This is a genomic window from Paraburkholderia sp. 2C (assembly GCF_054589215.1).
Window position 1 is genome coordinate 115,700 of sequence record NZ_BAAILL010000005.1, and the last position, 23,898, is coordinate 139,597.

24 protein-coding genes are annotated in these 23,898 nt (G+C 64.2%); 11 read left to right on the forward strand and 13 right to left on the reverse strand.

Translation table 11 applies throughout. The features are described from left to right. Positions 1-28 precede the first annotated feature (28 nt). Positions 29-709, reverse strand: a complete 681-nt coding sequence (gene kynB, locus ACYPXD_RS00700) for an arylformamidase (protein ID WP_459706311.1) — start codon at positions 707-709, stop codon at positions 29-31. Between the two features lie 106 nt (positions 710-815). Here kynB and ACYPXD_RS00705 point away from each other — a divergent pair, with 106 nt between their 5' ends. After that, a complete protein-coding gene (locus ACYPXD_RS00705; RefSeq protein ID WP_219797875.1) occupies positions 816-1,307 on the forward strand; it encodes an Lrp/AsnC family transcriptional regulator in 492 nt (163 codons plus the stop codon). Positions 1,308-1,309: 2 nt separating this feature from the next. Here the strand turns inward: ACYPXD_RS00705 and ACYPXD_RS00710 are convergent, their stop codons facing one another. Further along, positions 1,310-1,819 carry a flavin reductase family protein gene (locus ACYPXD_RS00710; RefSeq protein WP_459706313.1) on the reverse strand — a complete coding sequence of 170 codons (510 nt, stop codon included), beginning with the start codon at positions 1,817-1,819 and terminating at the stop codon, positions 1,310-1,312. Between the two features lie 236 nt (positions 1,820-2,055). Here ACYPXD_RS00710 and msrA point away from each other — a divergent pair, with 236 nt between their 5' ends. Continuing rightward, on the forward strand, positions 2,056-2,610 hold the full coding sequence (gene msrA / locus ACYPXD_RS00715; protein ID WP_459706315.1) for a peptide-methionine (S)-S-oxide reductase MsrA: 555 nt from the start codon (positions 2,056-2,058) through the stop codon (positions 2,608-2,610). 139 nt (positions 2,611-2,749) lie between these two features. On the opposite strand, the gene ACYPXD_RS00720 is transcribed toward msrA, so the two are convergent. The 3 genes from ACYPXD_RS00720 to pdxH form a co-directional block, all read right to left on the reverse strand. Next, entirely contained in the window at positions 2,750-3,913 is a 1,164-nt protein-coding gene (locus tag ACYPXD_RS00720) for a DUF72 domain-containing protein (RefSeq protein ID WP_459706317.1), read from the reverse strand. Next, on the reverse strand, positions 3,910-5,124 hold the full coding sequence (locus ACYPXD_RS00725) for a class I SAM-dependent methyltransferase (protein ID WP_459706319.1): 1,215 nt from the start codon (positions 5,122-5,124) through the stop codon (positions 3,910-3,912). The genes ACYPXD_RS00720 and ACYPXD_RS00725 overlap by 4 nt, the downstream gene beginning before the upstream one ends. Before the next feature lie 202 nt (positions 5,125-5,326). After that, positions 5,327-5,965: a pyridoxamine 5'-phosphate oxidase gene (gene pdxH, locus ACYPXD_RS00730; RefSeq protein WP_459706321.1), complete on the reverse strand. Its 639-nt coding sequence runs from the start codon at positions 5,963-5,965 to the stop codon at positions 5,327-5,329. Positions 5,966-6,324: 359 nt separating this feature from the next. Here pdxH and tcdA point away from each other — a divergent pair, with 359 nt between their 5' ends. Continuing rightward, positions 6,325-7,185: a tRNA cyclic N6-threonylcarbamoyladenosine(37) synthase TcdA gene (gene tcdA, locus ACYPXD_RS00735; protein ID WP_459706323.1), complete on the forward strand. Its 861-nt coding sequence runs from the start codon at positions 6,325-6,327 to the stop codon at positions 7,183-7,185. A gap of 11 nt (positions 7,186-7,196) precedes the next feature. Here tcdA and trxA read toward each other — a convergent pair whose 3' ends face one another. Continuing rightward, on the reverse strand, positions 7,197-8,045 hold the full coding sequence (trxA, locus tag ACYPXD_RS00740; RefSeq protein WP_459706326.1) for a thioredoxin: 849 nt from the start codon (positions 8,043-8,045) through the stop codon (positions 7,197-7,199). A gap of 152 nt (positions 8,046-8,197) precedes the next feature. Next, positions 8,198-9,073 carry a pirin family protein gene (locus tag ACYPXD_RS00745; protein WP_459706328.1) on the reverse strand — a complete coding sequence of 292 codons (876 nt, stop codon included), beginning with the start codon at positions 9,071-9,073 and terminating at the stop codon, positions 8,198-8,200. Positions 9,074-9,244: 171 nt separating this feature from the next. Between ACYPXD_RS00745 and ACYPXD_RS00750 the strand changes: the two genes are divergently transcribed. Next, complete coding sequence (locus tag ACYPXD_RS00750; RefSeq protein ID WP_459706330.1) at positions 9,245-10,126, forward strand: EamA family transporter; 882 nt, start codon at positions 9,245-9,247, stop codon at positions 10,124-10,126. Between the two features lie 48 nt (positions 10,127-10,174). Here ACYPXD_RS00750 and ACYPXD_RS00755 read toward each other — a convergent pair whose 3' ends face one another. After that, a complete protein-coding gene (locus tag ACYPXD_RS00755) occupies positions 10,175-11,779 on the reverse strand; it encodes an N-acetylmuramoyl-L-alanine amidase (RefSeq protein ID WP_459706332.1) in 1,605 nt (534 codons plus the stop codon). Beyond that, positions 11,761-12,312: a tRNA (adenosine(37)-N6)-threonylcarbamoyltransferase complex ATPase subunit type 1 TsaE gene (tsaE, locus tag ACYPXD_RS00760; RefSeq protein ID WP_459706334.1), complete on the reverse strand. Its 552-nt coding sequence runs from the start codon at positions 12,310-12,312 to the stop codon at positions 11,761-11,763. The genes ACYPXD_RS00755 and tsaE overlap by 19 nt, the downstream gene beginning before the upstream one ends. A gap of 17 nt (positions 12,313-12,329) precedes the next feature. Between tsaE and queG the strand changes: the two genes are divergently transcribed. The 3 genes from queG (at position 12,330) to xerD (ending at position 15,226) form a co-directional block, all read left to right on the forward strand. Next, on the forward strand, positions 12,330-13,703 hold the full coding sequence (gene queG / locus ACYPXD_RS00765) for a tRNA epoxyqueuosine(34) reductase QueG (RefSeq protein WP_459706336.1): 1,374 nt from the start codon (positions 12,330-12,332) through the stop codon (positions 13,701-13,703). A 111-nt stretch (positions 13,704-13,814) separates the two neighbouring features. Next, positions 13,815-14,285, forward strand: a complete 471-nt coding sequence (locus ACYPXD_RS00770; protein WP_459706339.1) for a methylated-DNA--[protein]-cysteine S-methyltransferase — start codon at positions 13,815-13,817, stop codon at positions 14,283-14,285. Continuing rightward, entirely contained in the window at positions 14,282-15,226 is a 945-nt protein-coding gene (gene xerD, locus ACYPXD_RS00775) for a site-specific tyrosine recombinase XerD (protein ID WP_459706341.1), read from the forward strand. Before ACYPXD_RS00770 ends, xerD begins: the two co-directional genes overlap by 4 nt. Positions 15,227-15,446: 220 nt before the next feature. On the opposite strand, the gene ACYPXD_RS00780 is transcribed toward xerD, so the two are convergent. Continuing rightward, a complete protein-coding gene (locus ACYPXD_RS00780) occupies positions 15,447-16,943 on the reverse strand; it encodes a class I adenylate-forming enzyme family protein (protein ID WP_459706422.1) in 1,497 nt (498 codons plus the stop codon). 270 nt (positions 16,944-17,213) lie between these two features. On the opposite strand from ACYPXD_RS00780, the gene ybaK reads away from it, so the two are divergent. Next, a complete protein-coding gene (gene ybaK, locus ACYPXD_RS00785; protein ID WP_459706343.1) occupies positions 17,214-17,705 on the forward strand; it encodes a Cys-tRNA(Pro) deacylase in 492 nt (163 codons plus the stop codon). Between the two features lie 221 nt (positions 17,706-17,926). Beyond that, positions 17,927-18,577, forward strand: coding sequence for a glycerol-3-phosphate 1-O-acyltransferase PlsY (gene plsY, locus ACYPXD_RS00790; RefSeq protein ID WP_459706345.1), 651 nt, complete (start codon positions 17,927-17,929; stop codon positions 18,575-18,577). A 112-nt stretch (positions 18,578-18,689) separates the two neighbouring features. On the opposite strand, the gene ACYPXD_RS00795 is transcribed toward plsY, so the two are convergent. Beyond that, positions 18,690-19,175, reverse strand: coding sequence for a YajQ family cyclic di-GMP-binding protein (locus ACYPXD_RS00795; protein WP_459706347.1), 486 nt, complete (start codon positions 19,173-19,175; stop codon positions 18,690-18,692). A 305-nt stretch (positions 19,176-19,480) separates the two neighbouring features. Between ACYPXD_RS00795 and murB the strand changes: the two genes are divergently transcribed. Continuing rightward, positions 19,481-20,560, forward strand: a complete 1,080-nt coding sequence (gene murB, locus ACYPXD_RS00800) for a UDP-N-acetylmuramate dehydrogenase (protein WP_459706349.1) — start codon at positions 19,481-19,483, stop codon at positions 20,558-20,560. 167 nt (positions 20,561-20,727) lie between these two features. On the opposite strand, the gene ACYPXD_RS00805 is transcribed toward murB, so the two are convergent. Both ACYPXD_RS00805 and argF read right to left on the reverse strand, forming a co-directional pair. Beyond that, positions 20,728-21,957 (reverse strand): argininosuccinate synthase, encoded by a 1,230-nt coding sequence (locus tag ACYPXD_RS00805; protein WP_459706351.1) that lies wholly within the window; start codon positions 21,955-21,957, stop codon positions 20,728-20,730. Between the two features lie 165 nt (positions 21,958-22,122). Continuing rightward, positions 22,123-23,052, reverse strand: coding sequence for an ornithine carbamoyltransferase (argF, locus tag ACYPXD_RS00810; protein WP_459706353.1), 930 nt, complete (start codon positions 23,050-23,052; stop codon positions 22,123-22,125). 473 nt (positions 23,053-23,525) lie between these two features. Here argF and ACYPXD_RS00815 point away from each other — a divergent pair, with 473 nt between their 5' ends. Further along, positions 23,526-23,861, forward strand: coding sequence for a DUF3579 domain-containing protein (locus ACYPXD_RS00815; protein WP_459706355.1), 336 nt, complete (start codon positions 23,526-23,528; stop codon positions 23,859-23,861). Positions 23,862-23,898: the final 37 nt, after the last annotated feature.

The window sequence follows — 23,898 nt, forward strand, 5'->3', positions numbered from 1 at the left end:
CCGGTCGCACTCATTTGCAACCGGCTCGTTAGTCATGCGGGGCCGACCCGCCGTCCAGCGCACGCAGCACCGCGCGCACCGGGCTCGCGTCGAGCGTCGTCAGTTTGAGCGGCAGCGCAATCAGCTCGTAGTCGCCCGCTTCGACATCGTCGAGCACGATGCCTTCCAGAATGGCCATGCCGTGTGCCCGCACGCGCAAGTGCGCGTCCATCGCTTTGGAGTCTTGCGGATCGAGCGACGGCGTGTCGATGCCGATCAATCGCACGCCGTGCGTGGCGAGCAGATCGATCGTTGCCGGCGCCACGGCAGAGAACGCGTTATCCCACTCGTGCAGCGGCGCCTGCGCATAGGTGCGCAGCAACACGCGGGCCGGGACGCCGTGGAGTGCCGCCTGAACGTGCTCGGGCGCAACGACGGGCGCCGCGCCAATGCAATGAATCACGCGACACGGACCGAGGTAGGCCTCGAGCGGGACTTCGCCGATCGCCGCGCCTTTGGGGTCATAGTGGAGCGGCGCATCGGTATGCGCGCCGGTATGCGGAGACAAGGTCAGCCGCGCGACATTGACGGGCGAGCCCGCCTCCATGCGCCAGACCCGGTCGATGCCGACCGGCGTGTCGCCGGGCCATACGGGCGTGCCGGCGTCGACGGCCGGCGTGATGTCCCACAGCGTGCGGCTGCCGCGATGGGGTTTCGCTGTCGTATCCATGATCTCGATGATAGGCCGGCCCGCACGAAATAGGGTTGCGAAAAAAACTCGTTATTTCTGCTTGTTTGGAACATAATTTGGCGAGAACGGGAAAGGGAGACCGAAAATGAACGCGATCTCGCTCGACGCCACCGATTGCCGTATCTTGACGGTGCTTCAGCACGAAGGACGAATCAGCAATCTCGATCTGGCGGAGCGCATATCGCTGTCGCCATCCGCCTGTTTGCGGCGTTTGCGCCTGCTCGAGGAACAGGGTGTCATCGAACGCTATCGCGCATGTCTGAACCGCGAAGTGCTGGGCTTCGAACTCGAAGCGTTCGTGCAGGTGTCGATGCGCAACGAACAGGAAAACTGGCACGAGCGTTTCGCGGAAGCGGTGCGCGAATGGCCGGAAGTCATCGGCGCGTTCGTGGTGACGGGCGAGACGCACTACTTGCTGCACGTGCTCGCGCATCACCTCAAACACTATTCGGACTTCGTGCTCACGCGCTTATATAAAGCGCCGGGCGTGCTCGATATCCGCTCGAATATCGTGCTGCAGACGCTAAAGGAAGATTCGGGCGTTCCCGTCAGCCTCGTGCCGGGCGTGAAGGCTTAGCGCTACAGCGGCTTGAGCGTATGGAATTCGCCGTTCTGGAACACGAGCGGCCCGGCCTGTCTCGCATCGTCGCGCACACCGCAGCGCTCCACTTCGCCCACGAAAATCACGTGGTCGCCTTCTTCATAGCGGCTGCGGTTATGGCACTCGAACCACGCCAGCGCACCGTCCAGCACCGGCATGCCGCTATCCCCGGCCGCGTGCGAGACCCCCTCGAAGCGATCGCCCTTTAGCGTCGCGAAGCGTTTGCACAAATCCAGTTGCGATGCCGCGAGCACATTGACGACATAATGGCTATTCGTCCGGAATACCGGCATCGACGCGGAGCGCGTGGCGAGACTCCAGAGCACGAGCGGCGGCGACAGCGACACGGAATTGAACGAACTGGCGGTGATGCCAATGAGCTCGCCCGTCGGCGCGCGCGTCGTGACGACGGTGACGCCGGTGGCGAATTCGCCTAGCGCGCTGCGGAACGTGACGGCGTCGAAATTGGGCGGCGCGGCGCGTTTCATCGGTTCGGGAACCCCCGCGGTGTTTGCGCCTTGTGAGCAACGTGCCCCGCGTGAATGGAAAAAACTGGAATGAAGGTCATGTAGATTTTCGGCGAATTGACCCAATTTTAGCGGAATCGCGCGGCCATCCCGCCAAGGCCCTACGGTTGCGTAGCAAGCTGCGTGCGGCGGGATCGCTTGCGTGGAACGGTTGGTGCATGAGTCGCAAGACAGAACTCGATCAAGGAGCGAGCAGCATGAGTCAGTCAGTCGAAACCGCCACGCTAGGCGGCGGATGTTTCTGGTGTCTCGAAGCGGTGTATCTGGACGTCGATGGCGTCGTATCGGTGGAATCCGGCTACGCGGGCGGTCACGTCGACCATCCGTCGTACGAACAGGTGTGCGACGGTAACACCGGCCACGCGGAAGTCGTGAAGGTGGACTTCGATCCGGCGAAGATCAGCTATCGCGAAGTTCTCGATATCTTCTTTGCGATTCACGACCCGACGCAGTTGAACCGGCAGGGCAACGACGTCGGCACGCAATACCGGTCGGTGATTTATACGCACTCCGACGCGCAGCGCGATACGGCGTTGCAGACCATTCGCCAGATCGGCGCGGAAGGCATTTACGACGGCCAGATCGTCACGCAGATACTGCCGTTCGACGGCAATTACTGGCCCGCTGAAGCCTATCATCAGAATTATTTCGCACAGCATCCGAACCAGGGCTACTGCTCGTTTGTCGTGGCGCCGAAGGTCGCGAAATTCCGGCAGAAGTTCGCGCATCGGATCAAGAGCAGCCGGGTGTAAGTAGGCGCGGCGCGCCCCTTTTGCGGGGCGCTCACCGGTCTATCACCGGTCTATGTTTGCGCCTGTTCCAACGCCGGTCGCTAGTCCTGCTGGAGCCTTCGGCGCAATGATTCCCGCGATTTTCCTCGCGGTTCTTCGTTCACGCGCCGGCGGTGGCCGCCGCAGCACTTTCTTCGCGCAGCCGTACCCATGCGGCTGCAATTTCGCGTGCAAGCTCCACGCAGCTTAGCGGCGCCGAACCTTCCGCCTTGTTGTTCACCGCAATCAGCACCGGCTGGCCCGCGATCGCGTAGCGCGCCGCAAGCTCGGCGAGCGCTGTGCGCGTGGTTGGGTCTTCGTCGACGAGCTTGTCGAACGGATCGTATCTGGCCTTCGCCTGTTCGTACTTGAAGCCGCTATGCAAGCTCCAGCGCACGATCAGCGGACCGGCTGGGACTTCGTCGAGCAGCGCGAGCGCGGCAGCCTGCCGCAGCGTGTCCGGCATGCGTGCGTGCAGGCCGACGCAATAGCGGACGCCCGCCAATTTCAGCATGCGGATAAAGCGCGGCGTCAGCACGCATGCGTCGCGGATTTCGATCGCATAGCAACTGCCTGCGGGCAGCGCCGGCAGGGCGGCAAAAAACGCGGCAAGCCGCGCGATCAGTTCCGCCGGCTGCGCGAGCATGGCGTCCGGCAGCGGCGAGAACTGGAACACGAGCGCGCCGGCCTTCGCGCCGAGCCCGTCGATGCAAGGCCGCACGAATTCATCGGCAGCGAGCTGCGCGTTCAGAAAACACGGGTTCGGCGAGACAGGCTCGCCGCGTTCGGCGCGCACGGTCGCATCGGTGACGAGCGCCGGCGCTTTTACGATAAAGCGGAAGTGCTCGGGCACCTGCTGCGCGTAGCGCAGGTATTCCGCGAGCGTCAGCGGCGTGTAAAACGAGCGGTCGATGCTGACGGTGCGCAGCAGCGGATGCGCTCCGTACGCGGTCAGGCCGTCACGCGACAGCTTGCTGTTGCTGTACTCGTCGCCGTAGACGATGCCGCGCCAGCCCGGAAACGACCACGTCGATGTGCCGAGGTGTAGGTGAGGCGGCAACCTGGCGGCGATTGCGACCGCATCGGCGTCGGGTTCGGCGGCAAGTACGCCTTTGGCGCGGGGCTTTTTCGGTTCGGTGGAAGCGGGCTGACGCGCAGTGTTTGCCGCGCTGGATCGGCCCTCGGTCTCAGACAGTGACGATGCCGCCGCCGCTGCATTGCCGGCAGCATCGTCCGCCGCTTCCCCGAACATATCGAGCTGCCCGGCCTTCAAGGCAACGCTCAAAGCGGCGTGTCGTAAATATACCGGCGCGACCACGGCAACGTCTTGGCACTGCGTCCCGCCCGTCGGCACACCACCTGGTAGAGCGAGACATCGTCGTGCTCGAACGCATACGAGCAACCCGCGAGATACACGCGCCAGATGCGGAATTTCTCGTCGTCGACGAGCTTCTTCGCCTCGGCCGCCTTCGCCTCGAAGCTCTCGGCCCAGATATCGAGCGTGCGTGCGTAGTGGCGGCGCAGACTTTCGATATCGATCGCCTCGATGCCGCCGCGCTGCATCGCTTCGAGCACGAGGCCGATATGCGGCAGTTCGCCGTCCGGGAACACATAGCGGTCGATAAACTCGCCGCCGCCCAGCGACGTCTCGCCGCTGTCCGCATCGCTTGACGTGATGCCGTGATTCATCGCCACGCCGTCTTCGGTGAGCAGGTCGTGAATCTTCCTGAAGTACCCGGGCAGGTTCTTGCGACCGACGTGCTCGAACATGCCGACGCTCGTGATGCGGTCGAATTGTCCTTCGACGTCGCGATAATCCTGCAGGCGGATCTCGATCTTGTCCGAGAGACCCGCGGCCTTTACACGCTCGGTCGCGAGATCGAACTGGTTCTGCGACAGCGTGACGCCCACGCACTGCGCGCCGAACTTCTGCGCCGCGCGCAGCACGAGCGCGCCCCAGCCGCAGCCGATATCGAGCAGGCGCTGGCCCGGCTGCACCTGGATCTTGCGCAGAATATGGTCGATCTTCTTCAGTTGCGCGGTGCCGAGGTCTTCGTCGCCGTTCTCGAAGTACGCACACGAGTAGACCATGTTCTCGTCGAGCCACAGCTTGTAGAACTCGTTCGACACGTCGTAGTGGTACTGGATCGCCTTCTTGTCCGACGACTTCGTATGATTAAAGTAGCGTGTCACGCGCGCGAGCTTGCTCGTATTCGTGACCGTGCTGCGCGCAAGCGAATAGCCGATGTCGATCACATCCGAGAGCTTGCCCTCGATGTCGATCTTGCCCTTCACGTAGGCTTCGCCGAGATTGTCGAGGCTCGGATCGAGCAGCAGCGGCATCGCCGATGCGCTCTTGACCTTCAACGTGACTTGCGGCTCCGTGAATTGGCCGAAGTCATGTTTCTGACCGTCCCATAGCACCAGACGAGCGGGCAGATTCGATTTTGTCCGCACCTCGTCGACCCACTGCGCGAGCTTCTTTTCCCAGAACATGCGATCTCTCCGTATCCTATGAATCAAAGCAAAGCCTGCCGAATCGGCTAGCGCCTGCGGGATGCCGTGCAGCTTGCGCGGCGGTGAGCGCGATCCGGTCGGCATCTGCGGCCGCTTGCCACTGCTCGCAGCCGCGCCCTCTTGCCGGTATTGCCGGTCTTACTATGTACAGCTTCAGATCAGGTCGACATCACAGTCGCATTCACGGCGAGAGGCGGGCGATTCGCCAGGCGCCGCTGCCGTCGCGCGTATAGCGCATCCGGTCGTGCAGCCGCGAAGGCCGGCCTTGCCAGAATTCCATTGTGTCGGGCACCACGCGATAGCCGCCCCAGTGCGGCGGCCGCGGCGGATGTTCGCCGTATTGCGCGATGATTTCGCGCTCGCGCGCTTCGAGCGCCGCGCGGCTTTCAATTTCCTGACTTTGAGCCGAGGCCCACGCGCCGATTCGCGATGCGAGGGGCCGCGACGCGTAGTACGCATCGCTTTCCGCGGCGCTGGTCATTTCGACGCGGCCTTCGATGCGCACCTGGCGCTCGAGTTCGATCCAGTGAAATAGCAGACTCGCGCGCGGGTTGTCCGCGATCTCGCGGCCTTTACGGCTTTCGTAATTGGTAAAGAAGACGAAGCCGCGCGGGTCGACGCCTTTGATCAGAACGATACGTGCCGAAGGATGGCCGCGCGAGTCGACCGTGGCGAGCGTCATCGCATTCGGCTCCGGCAACTGGGCCTTGATCGCCTGAGCAAACCACTTCTCGAACTGACGGATCGGGTCGCGATCCAGATCGGCTTCGTCCAGCGAGCCGAGCGAATAATTTTTTCGAAGTTCAGCAAGTGAGCTCATGTTCTTATGCAAGCGCTACAGTGGGGCCAGTATAGCGAAGGACGCATTTTCTTGTAGTCATCCCGGTCAATAAGTCTCTTTACTGTGGCGGAGAAATGGCCCGCGAAGCGGAGCGTTCGCGAACGCGTGACCTGCCCATGCGATACGACCCGGTGCGTCATGGGGTTGCGGACGGTCATGGCTGAAATGACAAAGATGACCAGGGCTGAATTGAGCGCGGAAATCGGCCACTGCCCGATCAGGCAAAATAGAGGCTTCGCCCGTTTTTGCCCCGGTTCCCGCGCCGGCTTTCGCGCCGGCTTTCGCATCTGTCAGCCGCGGCAGTTGTCCACGCGGTTTGCCCCAATATCAAGCCGATCATGTCAGCCCCTCACGTCACCGTGCCTATCGATGTTACTACCAGCCATACGGGTGTTGAAGCCGACCGCGCGCGGCGCTTCGGCGGCATCGCGCGGCTCTATGGCGCGCCGGCGCTTGCCGCGTTCGAGCGTGCGCATGTCGCGGTGATCGGCATCGGCGGCGTCGGGTCGTGGGCCGTCGAAGCGCTCGCGCGCAGCGCGATCGGCACACTGACGCTGATCGATCTCGACAACGTCGCCGAAAGCAATACGAACCGGCAGATCCACGCGCTCGACGGCAACTACGGCAAGCCGAAGGTCGACGCGATGGCCGAGCGCATTGCGCTGATCGATCCGCAATGCGACGTGCGCCTGATCGAAGACTTTATCGAGCCCGGCAACTTCGACAAGGTGCTCGGCGGCGGCTTCGATTATGTCATCGACGCGATCGACAGCGTGCGCACCAAAACTGCGCTGATCGCGTGGTGCGTCGAGCACGGACAGCCGCTCATCACAGTCGGCGGCGCCGGTGGGCAGCTCGACCCGACGCGCATTCGCATCGACGATCTCGCGCAGACCATACAAGACCCGCTGCTATCGCAGGTGCGCGCGCAACTGCGCAAGCATCACGGCTTCCCGCGCGGGCCGAAGGCGAAGTTCAAGGTGAGCGCCGTCTATTCGGACGAGCCGCTGATCTACCCGGAAGCGGCCGTTTGCGATATCGACGCAGAAGCCGAGCACGTCGCGACGTCGCCGGGGCATGCCGGGCCGGTTGGGCTCAATTGCGCGGGGTTCGGCTCGAGTGTTTGCGTGACCGCGAGCTTTGGGCTCGCGGCGGTGTCACATGTGCTGCGCGCGATTGCGCAGCGGGTCGCGGCTTAAGCGGCGGGCAATCAGAACAGCGAGGCGCTGAGCTTGCGGCGCCACTTCGCCACCAGTTCCGGGTTGTGCGCCGCGAGATCGAACACCGACAGCATCGTCTTGCGGCCGATATCGTCGCGGAAGCCGCGATCGCGTTTCACGATCTCCAGTAGCTGTTCCAGCGCCCCCTCGTATTTGTGGCGCGCGATAAACGCGCTCGCGAGGTCGAAGCGCGCGTCGAGATCCTCCGGGTGCTCGACGACTTTCGCTTCGAGCGCGTCGGTTGGCGGCAGATCGGCGGCGGCGTCGAGTGCGTCGAGGCGGGTCTTGATCGCATTGAAGCGCGCATCGATGCCTTGCGTCGTTTTCGGCGACAGCAGGTCGATCTGCTGCTTCGCTTCGTCGACCCGGCTGTCCGCGAGCAGCAGTTCGATCAGGTCCATGCGCGCGTCTTCGAAGCCGGGATCGAATGCAAGCGCTTCTTTAAGGAAATCGTAAGCTACGTCGCGCTGGCCTTCCGCTACGGCCGCCGCGGCCGCCGCACGCGCCGCTTCCGCGCCGTTCGGCACGAGCCGGTCGAGGAAGGCGCGCAACTGGCCTTCGGGCAGCACGCCGATAAACTGATCGACGGGCCGCCCGTCCGCGAACGCCACCACGTGCGGGATGCTGCGCACCTGGAAATGCGCGGCGAGCTCCTGGTTTTCGTCGACATTGACCTTCACGAGCTTCCATTTGCCGTCGTATTCGGCTTCGAGGCGCTCGAGCATCGGGCTCAAGGTCTTGCACGGCCCGCACCACGGCGCCCAGAAGTCGACCAGCACCGGCGCGAGCGTCGAGCCGGCGATTACGTCTTTTTCGAAAGTGGCCAGAGTGGTGTCCATCGCATCCTCGTCGTCAACTGTTCAGCGGATTGGCTGAGGTTGTTAATTGTGGGCAAAAAGCGCCGGTTCAATATCGTATGACGAGCAAGCGGCTTGCCGCGCGCCTCGCCGAATGACCCGTATGCGCGGCGCTCGTTTGCGCTCATTTGCGCTCATTTCCGTACCGGCAGCGGAATCCATTCGGTTTCGCCCGGTACCTGGCCCATTTGCTGATTCGTCCACGCGTCTTTGGCGCGCTCTATCTTGTCGCGCGAACTCGAGACGAAATTCCATTCGATAAAGCGCTCGCCTTCGAGCTTTTCGCCGCCGAGCAACATCACGGTTGCGCCGTCGCGACTCGCGAGCGTCACCGTTTCGCCGGGCGTGAGCACGGCCATCTGCTCGGGCTCGAGCGGTGTGCCGTCGATCGACAGATCGCCTTCGACGAGATAAACGCCGCGCTCGTCGTGCTCGGGTTCGAGCGCAAGCGCACTGCCGGGCGCGAAGCGCGCGGCGACGTACAGCGTGCCGGAAAACGTGTGTGCAGGTGCGGTATGGCCGAACGCGGTGCCGGCGATCACACGCAGCGTGACGCCGTTGCGCTCGAGCTCCGGCAGCGTATGCGCCGCGTGATGCTCGAACGACGGCGCGCAGTCTTCATCGGCGAGCGGCAGCGCGACCCAGGTCTGGATGCCGTGCACGCGCGAGCCGCGCGCGCGTTCTTCGTCGGGTGTGCGTTCCGAATGGACGATGCCGGCGCCGGCCGTCATCCAGTTGACGTCGCCCGGCACGATCTTCTGTTCCGAGCCGATACTGTCGCGGTGCATGATCGCGCCGTCGAACAGATAGGTGACGGTGGCGAGGCCGATATGCGGATGCGGACGTACGTCGAGGCCGATGCCCGCCGGCAGCGTGGCCGGGCCCATGTGATCGAAGAAGATGAACGGGCCGACGAGGCGCGCGGCCATCGCGGGCAGCACGCGGCGGACAGCGAGGTTGCCGATGTCGCGCAAGTGGGGCTTCAGAACCGCTTTGATCGATGAGGACATGGTGACGGAAGCTCGGTCAGTGGGGCGGGATGGTCATTCTACTGCCCGAAGGTTGCATCACGCAGGCATCGTGTGTCCGGGCTGACCGCTCGCGGCGCGCTTGGGCCGGCTCGTCCGCTTCGGTAAGCTCTGATGTTTTCGCCAACGCAGAATAGAAACGGAGACGCGCGAATGTCGCCGAAAGACCTGTTGCTCGCGCTCGTGGTGGTCGTGGTGTGGGGCGTGAACTTCGTCGTGATCAAGGTGGGCCTGCACGGCGTGCCGCCGATGCTGCTCGGCGTGCTGCGTTTCACGTTCGCCGCGGTGCCGGCGGTGTTTTTCGTGAGGCGGCCTCGTATCCCATGGTTCTGGCTCGTCGCGTATGGCGCGACGATTTCGCTCGGTCAGTTCGCATTTCTCTTTTCGGCCATGTATGTCGGCATGCCGGCCGGCCTCGCGTCGCTCGTGCTGCAGGCGCAGGCATTCTTCACGTTGCTGTTCGCCGCGCTGTTTCTGCATGAGCGGTTTCGCGCGCATAACATCGCGGGCCTCGTGATCGCGGCGGGCGGTCTCGCGGTGATCGGCATGCGGGGCGGCCAGGCGATGACCATCGCCGGTTTCATCCTCACCTTGTGTGCCGCGGTGATGTGGGCGCTTGGCAATATCGTCACGAAGAAGGTGGGCAAGGTCGACCTCGTCGCGCTCGTCGTGTGGGGGAGCCTGATTCCGCCGGTGCCGTTCCTGTTGTTGTCGTACTGGCTCGAAGGGCCTCGGCAGATCGTCGCCGCGCTGTCGAACATCAGCGTGAATTCGGTGCTGGCGGTCGCCTATCTCGCGTATCTCGCGACGCTGCTCGGCTACGGCTTGTGGAGCAGATTGCTGTCGCGTCACGCGGCAAGCCAGGTGGTGCCGTTCTCGCTGCTTGTGCCGATCGTCGGTCTGGCATCCGCGGCGATGCTGCTCGGCGAACGTCTGGCGCCTGCCGAGATCGCCGGCGCGGCCATCGTGATGGTGGGCCTCGCGGTGAATGTGTTCGGCGGGTGGGTGATCCGGCGCCTTGCTCTCGCGCGTTGAGCGGCCTCGAGCATAACGAAGAGGCAGGCGGCATGCGCCGCCTTGCGCTTACGTCATCCGGCTCTTCGCCAGCGGCGGGTTCGCCGCGAAATAGCGCTTGATGCCGTTCATGATCGCGCTCGCCATGCGGTCGCGATACGCGTCGTCGTTCAGGCGCCGCTCTTCGTCGGGGTTGCTGATAAAGGCGGTTTCGACGAGGATCGACGGAATGTCGGGCGCTTTCAGCACGGCGAAGCCCGCCTGCTCGACCGAGCCCTTGTGCAGCTTGTTGACCTCGCCGACTTCCTTCAGCACGAAGTCGCCGTAGCGCAGCGAGTCGCGAATCTGGGCGGTGGTCGACATATCGAAGAGCGCACGGTTCACGGCCGCGTCGGCCGACTTGATATTGATGCCACCGATCTGATCCGACGAGTTTTCCTTATTCGCCATCCAGCGCGCCGCGGCGCTCGACGCACCGTGCTCCGACAGCGCAAATACCGATGAGCCGTGCGCTTCGGGCGTCGTGAATGCGTCGGCGTGGATCGACACGAACAGGTCCGCGCCGACGCGCCGCGCTTTCTGCACACGCACGTTGAGCGGCACGAAGAAGTCCTGATCGCGCGTCATCATCGCGCGCATGTTCGGTTGCGCGTCGATCTTCGCGCGCAGCTTCTTCGCGATATCGAGCGCGACGTGCTTCTCATACGTACCGCTGCTGCCGATCGCGCCCGGGTCTTCACCGCCGTGGCCGGGGTCGATCGCCACCGTCAGCAGCCGCACCGTGTTGCTCTTGCCTTTCGGCGTGGTGAATGTGTAAGTGTCGTCGGTGTCGTCGTCGCCCGCGCTGTTGTCGTTGTTGCGCGCCAATGCCGATGGCGGCTGCGCCGGTTTTGCGGGCGCGTGCGGCGCGGGTGTCGGCGTTGGATTGATGCGGGCCTGCGCCTGCGCTTGTGTTTGCGGGCGCGGCGTGAGCGGCGTGAGCGGAGCGCCAGGCGTTGCGGACGGTCCCGACGGCGCGGACGTATCGTTCTGCGCGTACTTCTGGAAGAACGCATCGCTGTTATCGGCCGACGCGGGCGGCGACGACGGGCCGTTGAGCGTGGCATTCGGCGGCGCGCTTTGCTCCTGCAGACGCTGCTCCTTGCGCTCGGTCTGCGCGAGCAGGTCCATCAGCGGGTCGGGCGCGACGGCCGGGTACAGGTCGAACACGAGCCGGTACTTGTATGAGCCGACCGGCGTCAGCGTGAAGACTTGCGGCTTCACCGAGCCCTTGAGGTCGAACACCATCCGCACCACGTGCGGCTGGTACTGCCCAACGCGCACCGACTGAATTTGCGGGTCGTTCGGCGCGATCTTCGAGACGAGGTCTTTCAGCGCCTGGTCGAGGTCGAGACCGTTCAGGTCGACGACGAGCCGGTCCGGGCCTTGCAGCATCTGCTGGCTTGTCTGCAGCGGCTGGTCGGATTCGATCGTCACGCGCGTGTAGTCGCGTGCGGGCCAGACGCGCACGCCGAGCACCGAGCTTGCCCAGGCGAGGCGCGGCGCCGATACCGAGAGGCCCAGTACGAGCGTCGATGCGCCGGCGCGCAGAATCTGGCGGCGCCGCCAGTTGTGCGAAGCGGTGGCGGCGGATTCGATCGAGCGGAACGGTTTGATCAACATCTTTCGAGACATGCTTTTCCTGATTCGCTATACGCCTGGGCGGTCAGCCTGCGTCCTTCGCCATCCACTTCGAGCGAGAAGACGAGATCCGGCACACCCAGCAAAGCGCCTGCACGCTGCGGCCATTCGACGAGACAGATCGCACCGCTGTCGAAATATTCGCGAAAGCCCGCGTCGGCCCATTCGGCCGGATCGTTGAAACGGTACAGATCGAAGTGATAGAGGGCGAGTTCCCTGCCGGCATCACCCACCGTATACGGCTCGACGAGCGTGTAGGTCGGGCTGCGTACGCGTCCGGTGTGACCGAGTGCCCGCAGCGTGGCGCGCACAAGCGTGGTCTTGCCCGCGCCGAGGTCGCCGATCAGCTGCACCTGCAAACCCTTGAACCCGTGCTCGCCTTGGCCTCGTTCGCTGCGCACGGCCTCGAGCGCTTGCGCGAATCGTGCGCCGAACGCCGCGGTCGCGGCTTCGTCCGCGAGCATCGTGGTGCGCTCGAGCAGGACGTCGGCAGAAGGCGGTGTCGCGTGATCGGGTTGAACGGGCATTCTCGTAAAATGATGTGATGGACCAAAGCCAGCAGCATCCCGTTTCCGGCACGCCCGACTCCACCGGCGGCCCGCGCGCTACACATCGTCTTGAGCATCCAGTCGATGCAGCCGATGAAGACGCGCTGGCTGCGCTCGCGTCACGCATCAAGACGTGGGGACGCGAGCTGGGTTTCGGCGAGGTGGGTATCAGCGACACGAACCTCGCGGATGCCGAAGCGGGCCTCGCGGCGTGGCTTCACGCGGGCTGGCACGGCGAGATGGATTATATGGCCAAACATGGGATGAAACGTGCACGGCCTGCCGAGCTTGTGGCCGGCACGCTACGCGTGATTACCGCGCGCATGGCTTATTTGCCCGCTCATTTGCCCACTTCGATAGATGCCGGAAAGGGGGATGAAAGCGGGGGCGTGGGTGCCGGGCCGGCCGCCACGGCGAGTGGAACGTCCGGCGCGACACCGGACGCGACACCGGGCGCGACACCGGACGCAACACTGAGCGGCAAGCAGCGCGCAGCAGTGCCAGGCGAGCCTGACTGGCGCAGTCGCGAGTATGCGCGCCTCGCGGATCCGTCCGCGGCGGTCGTGTCGATTTACGCGCGCGGCCGCGATTATCACAAGGTGATGCGCCATCGTCTGCAGCAGCTTGCGCAACGTATCGAAGCCGAAATCGGTCCGTATGGCTTTCGCGTGTTTACCGATTCGGCGCCTGTGCTCGAGGTCGAACTCGCGCAGAAGGCCGGTGTCGGATGGCGCGGCAAGCATACGCTGCTGTTGCAACGCGACGCGGGGTCGCTGTTCTTTCTCGGCGAGATCTATGTCGATCTGCCGCTACCGACCGACGCGCAGAGCGCGCCCGAGCGCGCGCCGCAGACCGCGGGCGCGCATTGCGGCCACTGCACGCGCTGCATCGATGCGTGCCCGACCGGGGCGATCGTCGGACCGTACAAAGTGGACGCGCGGCGCTGCATCTCGTATCTGACGATCGAACTGAAGGGCAGTATTCCGCAGGATTTGCGGCCGCTGATCGGCAATCGTGTCTACGGCTGCGACGACTGCCAGCTCGTGTGTCCGTGGAACAAGTTCGCTAAGGCCGCGCCGGTCGCGGACTTCGATGTGAGACATGCGCTCGATCGCGCATCGTTGACCGAACTGTTCGGCTGGAGCGCGGACGACTTCGAGACGCGCATGCAAGGCAGCGCGATTCGACGGATCGGCTACGAATGCTGGCTGCGCAACCTCGCGGTCGGCATGGGCAATGCGTTGCGTGCGGACCCGGCCACGCTCGCGCCGCATGCGCGGGCCGGCATCGTCGATGCGCTGCGCGGCCGCGTCGACGACCCTTCGCCGCTCGTGCGCGAGCATGTGCAATGGGCGCTGGAGGCGGCGTAGAGTGCGGGGATCGATCGATTGGCGCAATCGCGCGTGCGTGGCTGTCGCGTGCCGGTGCACGGCGTGCGTGACGCAGGCAACGGCCGGTGTTTTCGGGAGGAAACGTTCATCATGTACAACGCAGTGATCGATGCGCCGTTCGGCAAGATCGGTATTCGCGTCGAAGGCGCTAACGTGCGCGAGATCGTCTATCTGCCCGCGTCCGTGCAAAGCATCGAGCCCGACACGGCGCTCGCGAAGGAAGCGGTCAGGCAGATCGGGCGCTATCTCGAACGCGCGTCGGCAACCTTCGATTTGCCGCTCGCCGAGCTCGGCACCGCGTTCCAGCGGCGCGTGTGGCAGGGCATCTGCGCGATTCCGCCCGGCGTCGTGCTGACCTACGGACAGCTTGCCAAGGAGATCGGCAGCGTGCCGCGCGCGGTCGGTCAGGCGTGCGGGTCGAACCCGCACCCGATTGTGATTCCGTGCCATCGCGTCGTCGCGTCGGGCGGCATCGGCGGCTTCGCGCATCACGGCGACGATGGCTATTACCGCAAGGTCAAGCGCTGGCTGCTGGCGCACGAAGGCGTGAGTTACGCATGAGCGACGCCGTTACCACCGATACCGCCGGCGCGCCCGTTGCGTCGCCTCTGTTCCAGTCGAGCAACGCGTCGATCGATGCGTTCTGCGACGCGTTGTGGCTCGAGCACGGCCTGTCGCGCAACACGCTCGACGCGTATCGGCGCGATTTGCGGTTGTTCGCCGAATGGCTCGCGTCGACGCGCAATGCCTCGCTCGACACGGCCGGCGAGGCCGACCTGACCGCTTATAGCGCAGTACGCCAGAAGGACAAATCGACTTCCTCGAACCGGCGCCTGTCGGTATTTAGGCGCTACTACGCTTGGGCGGTGCGCGAGCATCGCGCGACGGCCGACCCGACGCTGCGCATCCGCTCGGCCAAGCAGCCGCCACGTTTTCCGTCGACGCTGACCGAAGCGCAGGTCGAGGCGCTGCTCGGTGCGCCCGATATCGACACGCCGCTTGGCTTGCGCGACCGCACGATGCTCGAGCTGATGTACGCGAGCGGCCTGCGCGTGACCGAACTCGTCACATTGAAGACCGTCGAGGTCGGGCTCAACGAGGGCGTCGTGCGGGTGTTGGGCAAGGGCGCGAAAGAGCGGCTGATTCCATTCGGCGAAGAGGCGCACGGCTGGATCGAGCGGTATTTGCGCGAGGCGCGGCCAGCGCTGCTGGGCGCGCGTTCGGCCGATGCGCTGTTTGTCACGGCGCGTGCGGAAGGCATGACACGCCAGCAGTTCTGGAACATCATCAAGCGCCACGCGGCAGCGGCCGGCGTGCATGCGCCGCTGTCGCCGCATACGCTGCGGCACGCGTTCGCGACGCATCTGCTGAATCACGGCGCGGACTTGCGTGTCGTGCAACTGCTGCTTGGGCATACCGATATTTCGACGACGCAGATTTATACGCACGTCGCGCGCGAGCGGCTGAGGTCGCTGCATGCGGCGCATCATCCGCGCGGGTGAGCGGGCGGGGCGGTGGCGGCGCGTCGGTGTGCGGGCTCCATCGGTGTGCGGGCTCCATCGGTGTGCGGGCTCGTTGGGGCTGAACACGGCGCGGCAGTGGTGGCCCGGCAGTCTTTCGTTGGGCCGATCGCGCCGCGGCGGTCGCGTCACCGGTGATTGACGGCCGGCGCGCGATGGCGGGCGCCCGCGCGAGCGCTTCTGCCGGCGCTTGTGGCGGAATTTACGCCAGCTCGCGCAGCTTGTGCTTCAGTATCTTGCCGGTCGATGCGGCGGGCAGCGCGTGCAGCAGCTTCACTTCGGCGGGCCGCTTGTACGGCGCAAGCCGCGTTCCGCACCATTCGATCAGTTGCGCCGGCCGCACGCGCGCACCCGCCGCCAGTTCGACGAAGGCGACCACTTCTTCATTGCCGCCCGCTGCCGGACGGCCTATTACCGCCGATTGCACGACCTCCGGGTGCGCGTTCAGCACCTGCTCGACTTCCGCCGGGTACACGTTGAAACCCGAGCGGATGATCAATTCCTTGCTGCGCCCAACGATATGTATCGCGCCGTCCGCGTCCTGCCGTGCGAGGTCGCCGGTTTTGAGCCAGCCGTGGTCGGTGATCGCGGCGCGTGTCAGGGCGGCGTCGCGATAGTAGCCGAGCATCACGTTCGGGCCGCGCACCCATAGCTCGCCGACTTCGCCGCTTGCGACATCCGTTCCGTCGGACGACATCAAGCGCACGGCGATGCCCGGAATCGGCGGACCGACCGAGCAATCGGCGCGCGGCGCATCGAGCATCGTTTGCGCGACGGTCGGGCTGGTCTCGGTCAAGCCGTAGCCGTTGTGCAGCGCGACGCCGTACAGGTTTTCGACGCTCGCCTTCAGTGCCGCGTCGAGCGGCGAGCCGCCCGAGTACGCAAAGCGCAAGCGCGGCGCGCGCCAGCGCAGGCGGTGCGTCTGCAGGTAGTCGAGCAGTTTGGCGTGCATGGCGGGCACGCCCTGGAAGATCGAGATCTGCTCTTCGGCGAGCGCATGATGCACGGCTTGCGGCGCGAATCGCGGCGCAAGCCGCAACGTCGCGCCCGCATACAGGCTGCCGAGACATACCGACGCGAGCCCATACACATGCGACACCGGCAGGACGGTGTAGACCACGTCGTCGGGACCGACACGGCGCAGCGTGCTCGACATCGCGGCGATAAACAGCAGATTGCGATGCGACAGCATCACGCCTTTGGGCGCGCCGGTGGTGCCGGTGGTGTAAATCAGCGCCGCGCATTGCCGGTCGGGTGCAGTTTCCAAAGGTTCGGCCGGCGCGGTCGCGTCGAACGTGAATGACCACGCGCCGATATCGGTTTGAAGCGCAGGCGCGCGCCGGGCGTTGCGGCGCTGCGCATGCCGCTCGGCCTCGGATGACGTTTCTGTCGCAAACGCGGTGATGCGCGGCCTGGCGTGGTCGACGATTCCATCGAGTTCCGCCGGCACAAGCCGCGCGTTGCAGGGCAGTGCCCAGGCATCGAGCTGTGCCACGGCGAGGAGCAGCACAATTTGCGCGACGCAGTTTTCCGCAACGATCATGACGCGGTCGCCGCCGCGCACGCCGAGTTCGCGCAAGCGCGCGGCCATTTCATTCGTGGCCGCGGCCAGTTGCGCATAGGTGAGGCGCCGCGCATCTTCGATCAGCGCGAGATGCTCGGGATCGCGCGCGGCGCCGCGCGCGGGAATGCCGGCGATGCGCGCGGGGAGCGATGCGACGAGCGCCGTGGCATCGACGGCGGCGTTCGCGGGCGTGGGCGGCGCGGCGGTCGGTTCCGATGCGGATGGCGGGTACGGCGAAGCACTCAATGCATATCTCCCTGGCAGCGAGGGGGGGAGCGGCGATCGACGCCGCTTCATCAATCCACCGATGAATCGCCGAAAATCGTGCCACAGGCGTTAAGGCCGCACAATCCTGGCCATTCGGCAGATGGCGCGCCACCGCGCACCGACATTACAATCCCCCGCATGAGCAAATCCAGACACGTGTCCGAGACGCCCGCGACGCAGTTCCTGCGCCGCCACGGCGTTGCATTCGGCGAGCATCCGTACGACTACGTCGAGCATGGCGGCACCGAGGAGTCGGCGCGTCAGCTTGGCGTGGATGAGCATCACGTCGTGAAGACGCTCGTCATGGAAGACGAACATGCGAAGCCGCTGATCGTGCTGATGCACGGCGACCGCACCGTATCGACCAAAAACCTCGCGCGGCAGATCGGGGCGAAGCGCGTCGAACCTTGCAAGCCCGAGGTTGCGAACCGGCATTCAGGTTATCTGATTGGCGGTACGTCGCCGTTCGGCACGCGCAAGACCATGCCGGTCTACGTCGAATCGTCCATTCTGGAACTGGAGCGGATATGGATCAATGGTGGGCGGCGCGGGTTTCTTGTCAGCATCGAGCCGTCCGTGGTGACCGGGCTGCTGCGCGCGCAACCGGTACAGTGCGCGAGCGTCGATTGAGCAGCGTGGAGCGCCACGCGTGCTCCGGCCGCGCAGACCGGCGCTGACGGCTTCGGTAGAATGTGCGCCGTCGCGAAATGCGGGGTGTCGCAACGGAAGGCTGAACGATGCTCGTGCGTAGTTGCTGAGAAATTGCGGAAAGCGGCTGAAATGCCGCTGAAAAGCAGCGCATAGCGGAAAGCGCCCGCATCGCGCTTTGTGATTCCTATATGAGTTTTGACATGGAAAACCTGATTGTCGCCGTCGTTGCCTATCTGATCGGCTCGGTGTCGTTTGCCGTGGTCGTGAGCGCGGCGATGGGACTCGCCGATCCGCGTTCCTACGGCTCCGGCAACCCCGGCGCGACCAATGTGCTGCGCACGGGCAACAAGATGGCCGCGGTGCTGACACTGATCGGCGACGCGTTCAAAGGGTGGGTGGCCGTGTGGCTCACCGGACATTTCAGCGCGCGCTTCGGTCTCGATGAGTCGGCCGTCGCGATTGCCGCCATCGCCGTGTTCCTCGGCCATCTTTACCCCGTGTTCTTCCGCTTCAAGGGCGGCAAAGGCGTGGCGACCGCGGCGGGCGTGCTGCTCGCGATCAACCCGATACTCGGCATCGCGACGCTTCTGACCTGGCTCATCGTCGCCTTCTTCACGCGGTACTCGTCGCTCGCGGCTATTTGCGCGGCCGTGTTCGCGCCGCTTTTCGACGGCTTTCTGTTCGGTGCGAACGTGATTGCGCTTGCGGTTGTCGCGATGAGCGCGCTGCTCGTCTGGCGTCACCGCGGGAACATCGCGAAGCTCGTGGCGGGGAAGGAAAGCCGTATCGGCGACAAGAAGAAAGAGGCGGCGGGCGGGGTGGCAGGCGGCACGGGGCCGCGCGAACCGTAAGCCCACAACAGGCCACGACGGTGACGCCCCGGTAGTGAGGCCCTCGCGGCGGTATGCGGTGGCGGTGCGGCTGTGACATCGAAGCCGCGACGGCCCGCGTAGCTACGCGGGCTTAATCCCTGAAGTTGTTGAAGTCAAGCGGCGTATCCGTCACGTCCTTGCGCAGCATCGCGATCACGCTTTGCAGATCGTCGCGCTTGGCGCCGGTCACACGCACCGCGTCGCCCTGAATGCTCGCCTGCACCTTGATCTTGCTGTCTTTCACGAGTCGCACGATTTTCTTCGCGAGGTCGCCCGATACGCCTTTCTTGATCGTGACGACCTGCTTGACCTTGTCGCCGCCGATCTTCTCGATCTTGCCGTAGTCGAGGAAGCGCACGTCGACATTGCGCTTGGCCATTTTGCCGAGCAACACGTCCTTTACCTGACCGAGCTTGAATTCGTCGTCGGCATACGCGGTCAGCTCGCGTTCCTTCTGCTCGACGCGGGCATCGGATCCCTTGAAGTCGAAGCGCGTCGAAATTTCCTTGTTCGACTGCTCGATCGCATTCTTCACCTCAACCATGTTGGCTTCGCAGACGACGTCGAACGATGGCATCTTTCTCTCCCATAGTGCCGCGGTGCCCCCATGCCGCCCACCGGGCGCGCGCGATGCACTCGCTATAATCATGAACCGATGTCATTTTACCGACGCCTTTTCGTTTGCCCAAGTTCGCACAAGGTTCGCACGTTGCCGGTACGGCTTTTCGCATCGCTTTTCCTGCCGTCCAGCCTCGGCGCAGGGTTGATGCCGACACGGTCCTGAACGGCCATAGCCCACCCGAGCGCCACCCGAGCGCTACCTGAAACGCACCTGAAACCGCCGATACGCAACCGTTCGACGCCTTGCCAACTCACGATCCGATGTCTGAAACCGCCTCCGTCCCGCTTATCGCCGACTATCCGCTGCGCGCGCACAACACCTTCGGCTTCGACGTGCGCGCGCGGCTGGCGTGCCGGATCGAACACGAAGACCAGTTGCTGGCGGCCGTGCGCGATCCGCGCGCGGCAGGGCTGCCGCGGCTCGTACTGGGCGGCGGCAGCAATATCGTACTGACGCGCGATTTCGCCGGGCTGGTGTTGCTGATCGTGCTGCGCGGCCGGCGCATCGTGCGCGAAGACGCCGACGCGTGGTTTGTCGAGGCGGCGGCCGGCGAGAACTGGCATGAGTTCGTCGCATGGACGCTCGAGCGCGGTTTGCCCGGGCTCGAAAATCTCGCGCTGATTCCAGGCACGGTCGGCGCGGCGCCGATCCAGAACATCGGCGCGTACGGGCTCGAAATGGGCGAGCGCTTCGCATCGCTGCGCGCGGTCGATCTCGCATCCGGCGAGACTGTCGAAATGGACGCCAGTGCGTGCCGGTTCGGCTATCGCGACAGCTTCTTCAAGCGGGAGGGGCGCGACCGCTTCGTGATCACGTCGGTCACGTTCAGGTTGCCGAAGGCGTGGACGCCGCGTGCCGGCTATGCGGATGTCGCGCGCGAACTGGCGGCCCGGCAGAACGGCAGCGGCGTCGCAAATGGAAGCGCGGACGCAGCCGCGGCAGCGGTCGCGCCAAGCGCTCAGGCAATTTTCGATGCGGTCGTCAGCGTGCGCCGCGCGAAATTGCCCGACCCGCTTGCGCTCGGCAATGCCGGGAGCTTCTTCAAGAATCCCGTGGTGGACGCGGCGCAGTTCAATGCGCTGCTCAAGCGGGAGCCGGGTCTCGTGTCGTATCCGCAGCCCGATGGGCGTGTGAAGCTGGCGGCAGGCTGGCTTGTCGACCGGTGCGGATGGAAGGGGCGCGCGTTGGGCGCGGCGGCTGTCCACGACCGTCAGGCGCTGGTGCTCGTCAACCGCGGCGGCGCGACAGGCGCCGACGTGCTTGCGCTTGCCACTGCGATTCAGCACGACGTCGCAGAGCGCTTCGGTGTCGATCTCGAGCCGGAGCCGATCTTTCTTTGAGGCTGGCGGGCGCCAAACGCGCCTAATAGGGCGTTGCGATCGTGACGATTTTTCGGGCGCGGGCCAAAAAAAGCGCCGGCGCACATTGGTGCACCAGCGCTTTTCCGACGTCAGACTGGGCTTCGACTTGGCCGAAGCCTGAGGCCAATAAAGTCTAAGCCCGGGAATCAGGCCCCGCGCTTACGACGCGCATTCTCCGCAATCCGCATCCGCAGCGCATTGAGCTTGATAAAGCCGCCGGCGTCCGCCTGGTTGTACGCGCCGCCGTCATCGTCGAAGGTCGCGATGGTCTTGTCGAACAGCGTTTCCTTCGAATCGCGCGCAACGACCGACACGCTGCCCTTATACAGCTTCACGCGCACCCAGCCGTTGACCTTTTCCTGCGTGTGATCGATCAGCACCTGGATCGCGCGGCGCTCCGGGCTCCACCAGTAGCCGTTGTAAATCAGCGAGGCGTAACGCGCCATCAGGTCGTCTTTCAGATGCGCGACTTCGCGGTCGAGCGTGATCGACTCGATGCCGCGGTGCGCCTTCAGCATGATCGTGCCGCCCGGCGTTTCGTAACAGCCGCGCGACTTCATGCCCACATAGCGGTTTTCGACCAGATCGAGACGGCCGATGCCGTGCTTGCCGCCGAGGCGGTTCAGTTCGGTCAGCATTTCAGCCGGCGACAGGCGTTTGCCGTTCAGTGCGACCGGGTCGCCGTGCTCGTACTCGATATCGACGAACTCGGGCTGATCCGGCGCCGCTTCCGGCGACACGGTCCAGCGCCACATATCCGCTTCCGCCTCGGCCTTCGGATCTTCGAGGTGACGGCCTTCGAACGAGATATGCAGCAGGTTCGCGTCCATCGAATAAGGCGCGCCGCCTTGCTTGTGCTTCATTTCGATCGGAATGCCCGACTTTTCCGCGTACGCGAGCAGCTTCTCGCGCGACAGCAGATCCCACTCGCGCCACGGCGCGATCACCTTGATGCCTGGCTCGAGCGCGTAGTAGCCGAGTTCGAAGCGAACCTGGTCGTTGCCCTTGCCGGTCGCGCCGTGCGACACCGCCTCGGCGCCCGTCGCGCGCGCGATCTCGATCTGGCGCTTCGCGATCAGCGGACGCGCGATCGACGTGCCGAGCAGATATTCGCCTTCGTAAATCGTATTGGCGCGGAACATCGGGAACACGAAGTCGCGCACGAACTCTTCGCGCAGGTCGTCGATAAAGATGTTGTCCTGCTTGATGCCGAGTTGCAGCGCTTTCTTGCGCGCCGGTTCCAGCTCTTCGCCCTGACCGATGTCGGCCGTAAACGTGACGACTTCGGCGTCGTAGTTGTCCTGCAACCACTTCAGGATGACGGAGGTGTCGAGGCCGCCCGAATAGGCGAGCACGACTTTCTTGATATCGCTCATGATGGACTCGTAGCTGGAAGACTAGTGCGCGCCGGCGGCCCCGGTGCGCGGAAAAACGCTATTTTGACACTAAACCGGCGCATGTCCCGCGTTTTGGACGGACGGCGGCAGGTGAGGCGCACGCTGCTGCAGCAGTAGCGTGCTTCCGCAAATTGAAGACGAAGCTCAGTGATTGAGCTTGCCGAGCAGCAGAAACTCCATGAGCGCTTTCTGCACGTGCAGACGGTTTTCCGCTTCGTCCCACACGACGCTTTGCGGACCGTCGATCACTTCCGCGCTGACTTCCTCGCCGCGATGCGCGGGCAGGCAGTGCATGAAGAGCGCGTCCTTATTGGCGCGCGCCATCATCTGCGCATCGACGCACCAGTCCGCGAACGCTTTCTTGCGTGCTTCGTTTTCTGCTTCAAAGCCCATGCTGGTCCAGACGTCGGTCGTGACGAGGTCCGCGCCGGCACATGCTTCATGCGGATCGTCGAATTCCTGGTAAAACGGCGCGCTTTCGGACGCCACGAGCCCGCGGTCGAGCTTGTAGCCCGGCGGCGTGGATAGACGCAGCTTGAAGCCGAGAATCTGCGCGGCCTCGATCCACGTGTACAGCATGTTGTTCGCGTCGCCGACCCACGCGACCGTCTTGTCGCGAATCGGCCCGCGATGCTCGTAGTACGTGAAGATGTCGGCTAGCACCTGGCACGGGTGATATTCGTTCGTGAGGCCGTTGATGACCGGCACGCGCGAATTTTCCGCGAAGCGCTGGATGATGTCCTGGCCGAACGTGCGGATCATGATGATGTCGACCATCCGCGAGATCACCTGCGCGGCGTCTTCGATCGGCTCGCCGCGGCCCAGCTGCGTATCGCGCGTGCTCATGAACACCGCGTGGCCGCCGAGCTGGAAGATGCCCGCTTCGAACGACAGGCGCGTGCGCGTCGAGTTTTTCTCGAAGATCATCGCGAGCGTGCGGTCGTGCAGCGGGTGATAGGTTTCGTAGTTCTTGAACTTGCGTTTCAGAATGCGTGCGCGTTCGAGCACATATTCATAGTCGCCTAGCGAAAAGTCCTTGAACTGCAGATAGTGGCGGATAGTTTTGGCGGTCATGAAACAAATACGGCGGGTTCACCCGGCTTAAAGAGCCGGACGGCGCCGCCGTCGTTTGTGATAAGTCAATGCAGCATAAAGGATTTTCCCTGGTTTGACGAGTCAGCCAGACGGACGGTCGGCCCTATGACCGATCACTTCGACAGCGAGAAAAATTGTTGCCGTATCGTTCGCGAAAGTCTTGTGTGCAGTGCGGAAAGAGCCTCGCTGCGATATAATCCGTAGGCTTTTCAAAGCCCAGCAGGCAGGCTCCATGCTTGCGGAACACGGCTTGCGAACAAGGCGCGGCGTATAAGTGCACGTGGAATGCACGTGGGTAGGACCTGAACACGCCAACGCATTGCGACGAACATTTCGGGCGTATTGTTCGTAACCGAGGTACGCACAAGGTACGCGTATAGATTCTCGCGTGGTCGTGTTTCAGGTAGCTTTTCCGTTGGCGCTCCGCTGGGCAGTCACACAGGGTTTCCTACATGGCCGACACACCCCCAACCGAGTTCTTCATTCAAGGCATCACCAGCAAGGGAAAGAAGTTTCGGCCGAGCGACTGGTCGGAGCGTCTTGCTGGTGTGATGTCGGGTTTCGGCCCGGGGGCGAGAGGGCCGAATGCGCGCCTGCAATATTCACTGTACGTACGTCCTACCATCCTGGGTGACCTCAAATGCGTGATCCTCGATTCGCGGTTGCGCGATATCGAACCGATGGCGTTTGACTTCGTGATGAACTTCGCAAAAGACAACGATCTCGTCGTGACCGAAGCGTGCGAGTTGCCACCGCATCACGGGACGCAGCAGGGCAGGACGTTCTAAAGACCCGACCCGATCGAACCCGGAAACCCGCACGGCG

Coding starts and splice junctions, on each gene's coding strand:
- kynB (WP_459706311.1), bottom strand. CDS start 709: ATGGATACGACAGCGAAACCCCATCGCGGCAGCCGCACGCTGTGGGAC.
- ACYPXD_RS00705 (WP_219797875.1), top strand. CDS start 816: ATGAACGCGATCTCGCTCGACGCCACCGATTGCCGTATCTTGACGGTG.
- ACYPXD_RS00710 (WP_459706313.1), bottom strand. CDS start 1,819: ATGAAACGCGCCGCGCCGCCCAATTTCGACGCCGTCACGTTCCGCAGC.
- msrA (WP_459706315.1), top strand. CDS start 2,056: ATGAGTCAGTCAGTCGAAACCGCCACGCTAGGCGGCGGATGTTTCTGG.
- ACYPXD_RS00725 (WP_459706319.1), bottom strand. CDS start 5,124: ATGTTCTGGGAAAAGAAGCTCGCGCAGTGGGTCGACGAGGTGCGGACA.
- pdxH (WP_459706321.1), bottom strand. CDS start 5,965: ATGAGCTCACTTGCTGAACTTCGAAAAAATTATTCGCTCGGCTCGCTG.
- tcdA (WP_459706323.1), top strand. CDS start 6,325: ATGTCAGCCCCTCACGTCACCGTGCCTATCGATGTTACTACCAGCCAT.
- trxA (WP_459706326.1), bottom strand. CDS start 8,045: ATGGACACCACTCTGGCCACTTTCGAAAAAGACGTAATCGCCGGCTCG.
- ACYPXD_RS00745 (WP_459706328.1), bottom strand. CDS start 9,073: ATGTCCTCATCGATCAAAGCGGTTCTGAAGCCCCACTTGCGCGACATC.
- ACYPXD_RS00750 (WP_459706330.1), top strand. CDS start 9,245: ATGTCGCCGAAAGACCTGTTGCTCGCGCTCGTGGTGGTCGTGGTGTGG.
- ACYPXD_RS00755 (WP_459706332.1), bottom strand. CDS start 11,779: ATGTCTCGAAAGATGTTGATCAAACCGTTCCGCTCGATCGAATCCGCC.
- tsaE (WP_459706334.1), bottom strand. CDS start 12,312: ATGCCCGTTCAACCCGATCACGCGACACCGCCTTCTGCCGACGTCCTG.
- queG (WP_459706336.1), top strand. CDS start 12,330: ATGGACCAAAGCCAGCAGCATCCCGTTTCCGGCACGCCCGACTCCACC.
- ACYPXD_RS00770 (WP_459706339.1), top strand. CDS start 13,815: ATGTACAACGCAGTGATCGATGCGCCGTTCGGCAAGATCGGTATTCGC.
- xerD (WP_459706341.1), top strand. CDS start 14,282: ATGAGCGACGCCGTTACCACCGATACCGCCGGCGCGCCCGTTGCGTCG.
- ybaK (WP_459706343.1), top strand. CDS start 17,214: ATGAGCAAATCCAGACACGTGTCCGAGACGCCCGCGACGCAGTTCCTG.
- plsY (WP_459706345.1), top strand. CDS start 17,927: ATGGAAAACCTGATTGTCGCCGTCGTTGCCTATCTGATCGGCTCGGTG.
- ACYPXD_RS00795 (WP_459706347.1), bottom strand. CDS start 19,175: ATGCCATCGTTCGACGTCGTCTGCGAAGCCAACATGGTTGAGGTGAAG.
- murB (WP_459706349.1), top strand. CDS start 19,481: ATGTCTGAAACCGCCTCCGTCCCGCTTATCGCCGACTATCCGCTGCGC.
- ACYPXD_RS00805 (WP_459706351.1), bottom strand. CDS start 21,957: ATGAGCGATATCAAGAAAGTCGTGCTCGCCTATTCGGGCGGCCTCGAC.
- argF (WP_459706353.1), bottom strand. CDS start 23,052: ATGACCGCCAAAACTATCCGCCACTATCTGCAGTTCAAGGACTTTTCG.
- ACYPXD_RS00815 (WP_459706355.1), top strand. CDS start 23,526: ATGGCCGACACACCCCCAACCGAGTTCTTCATTCAAGGCATCACCAGC.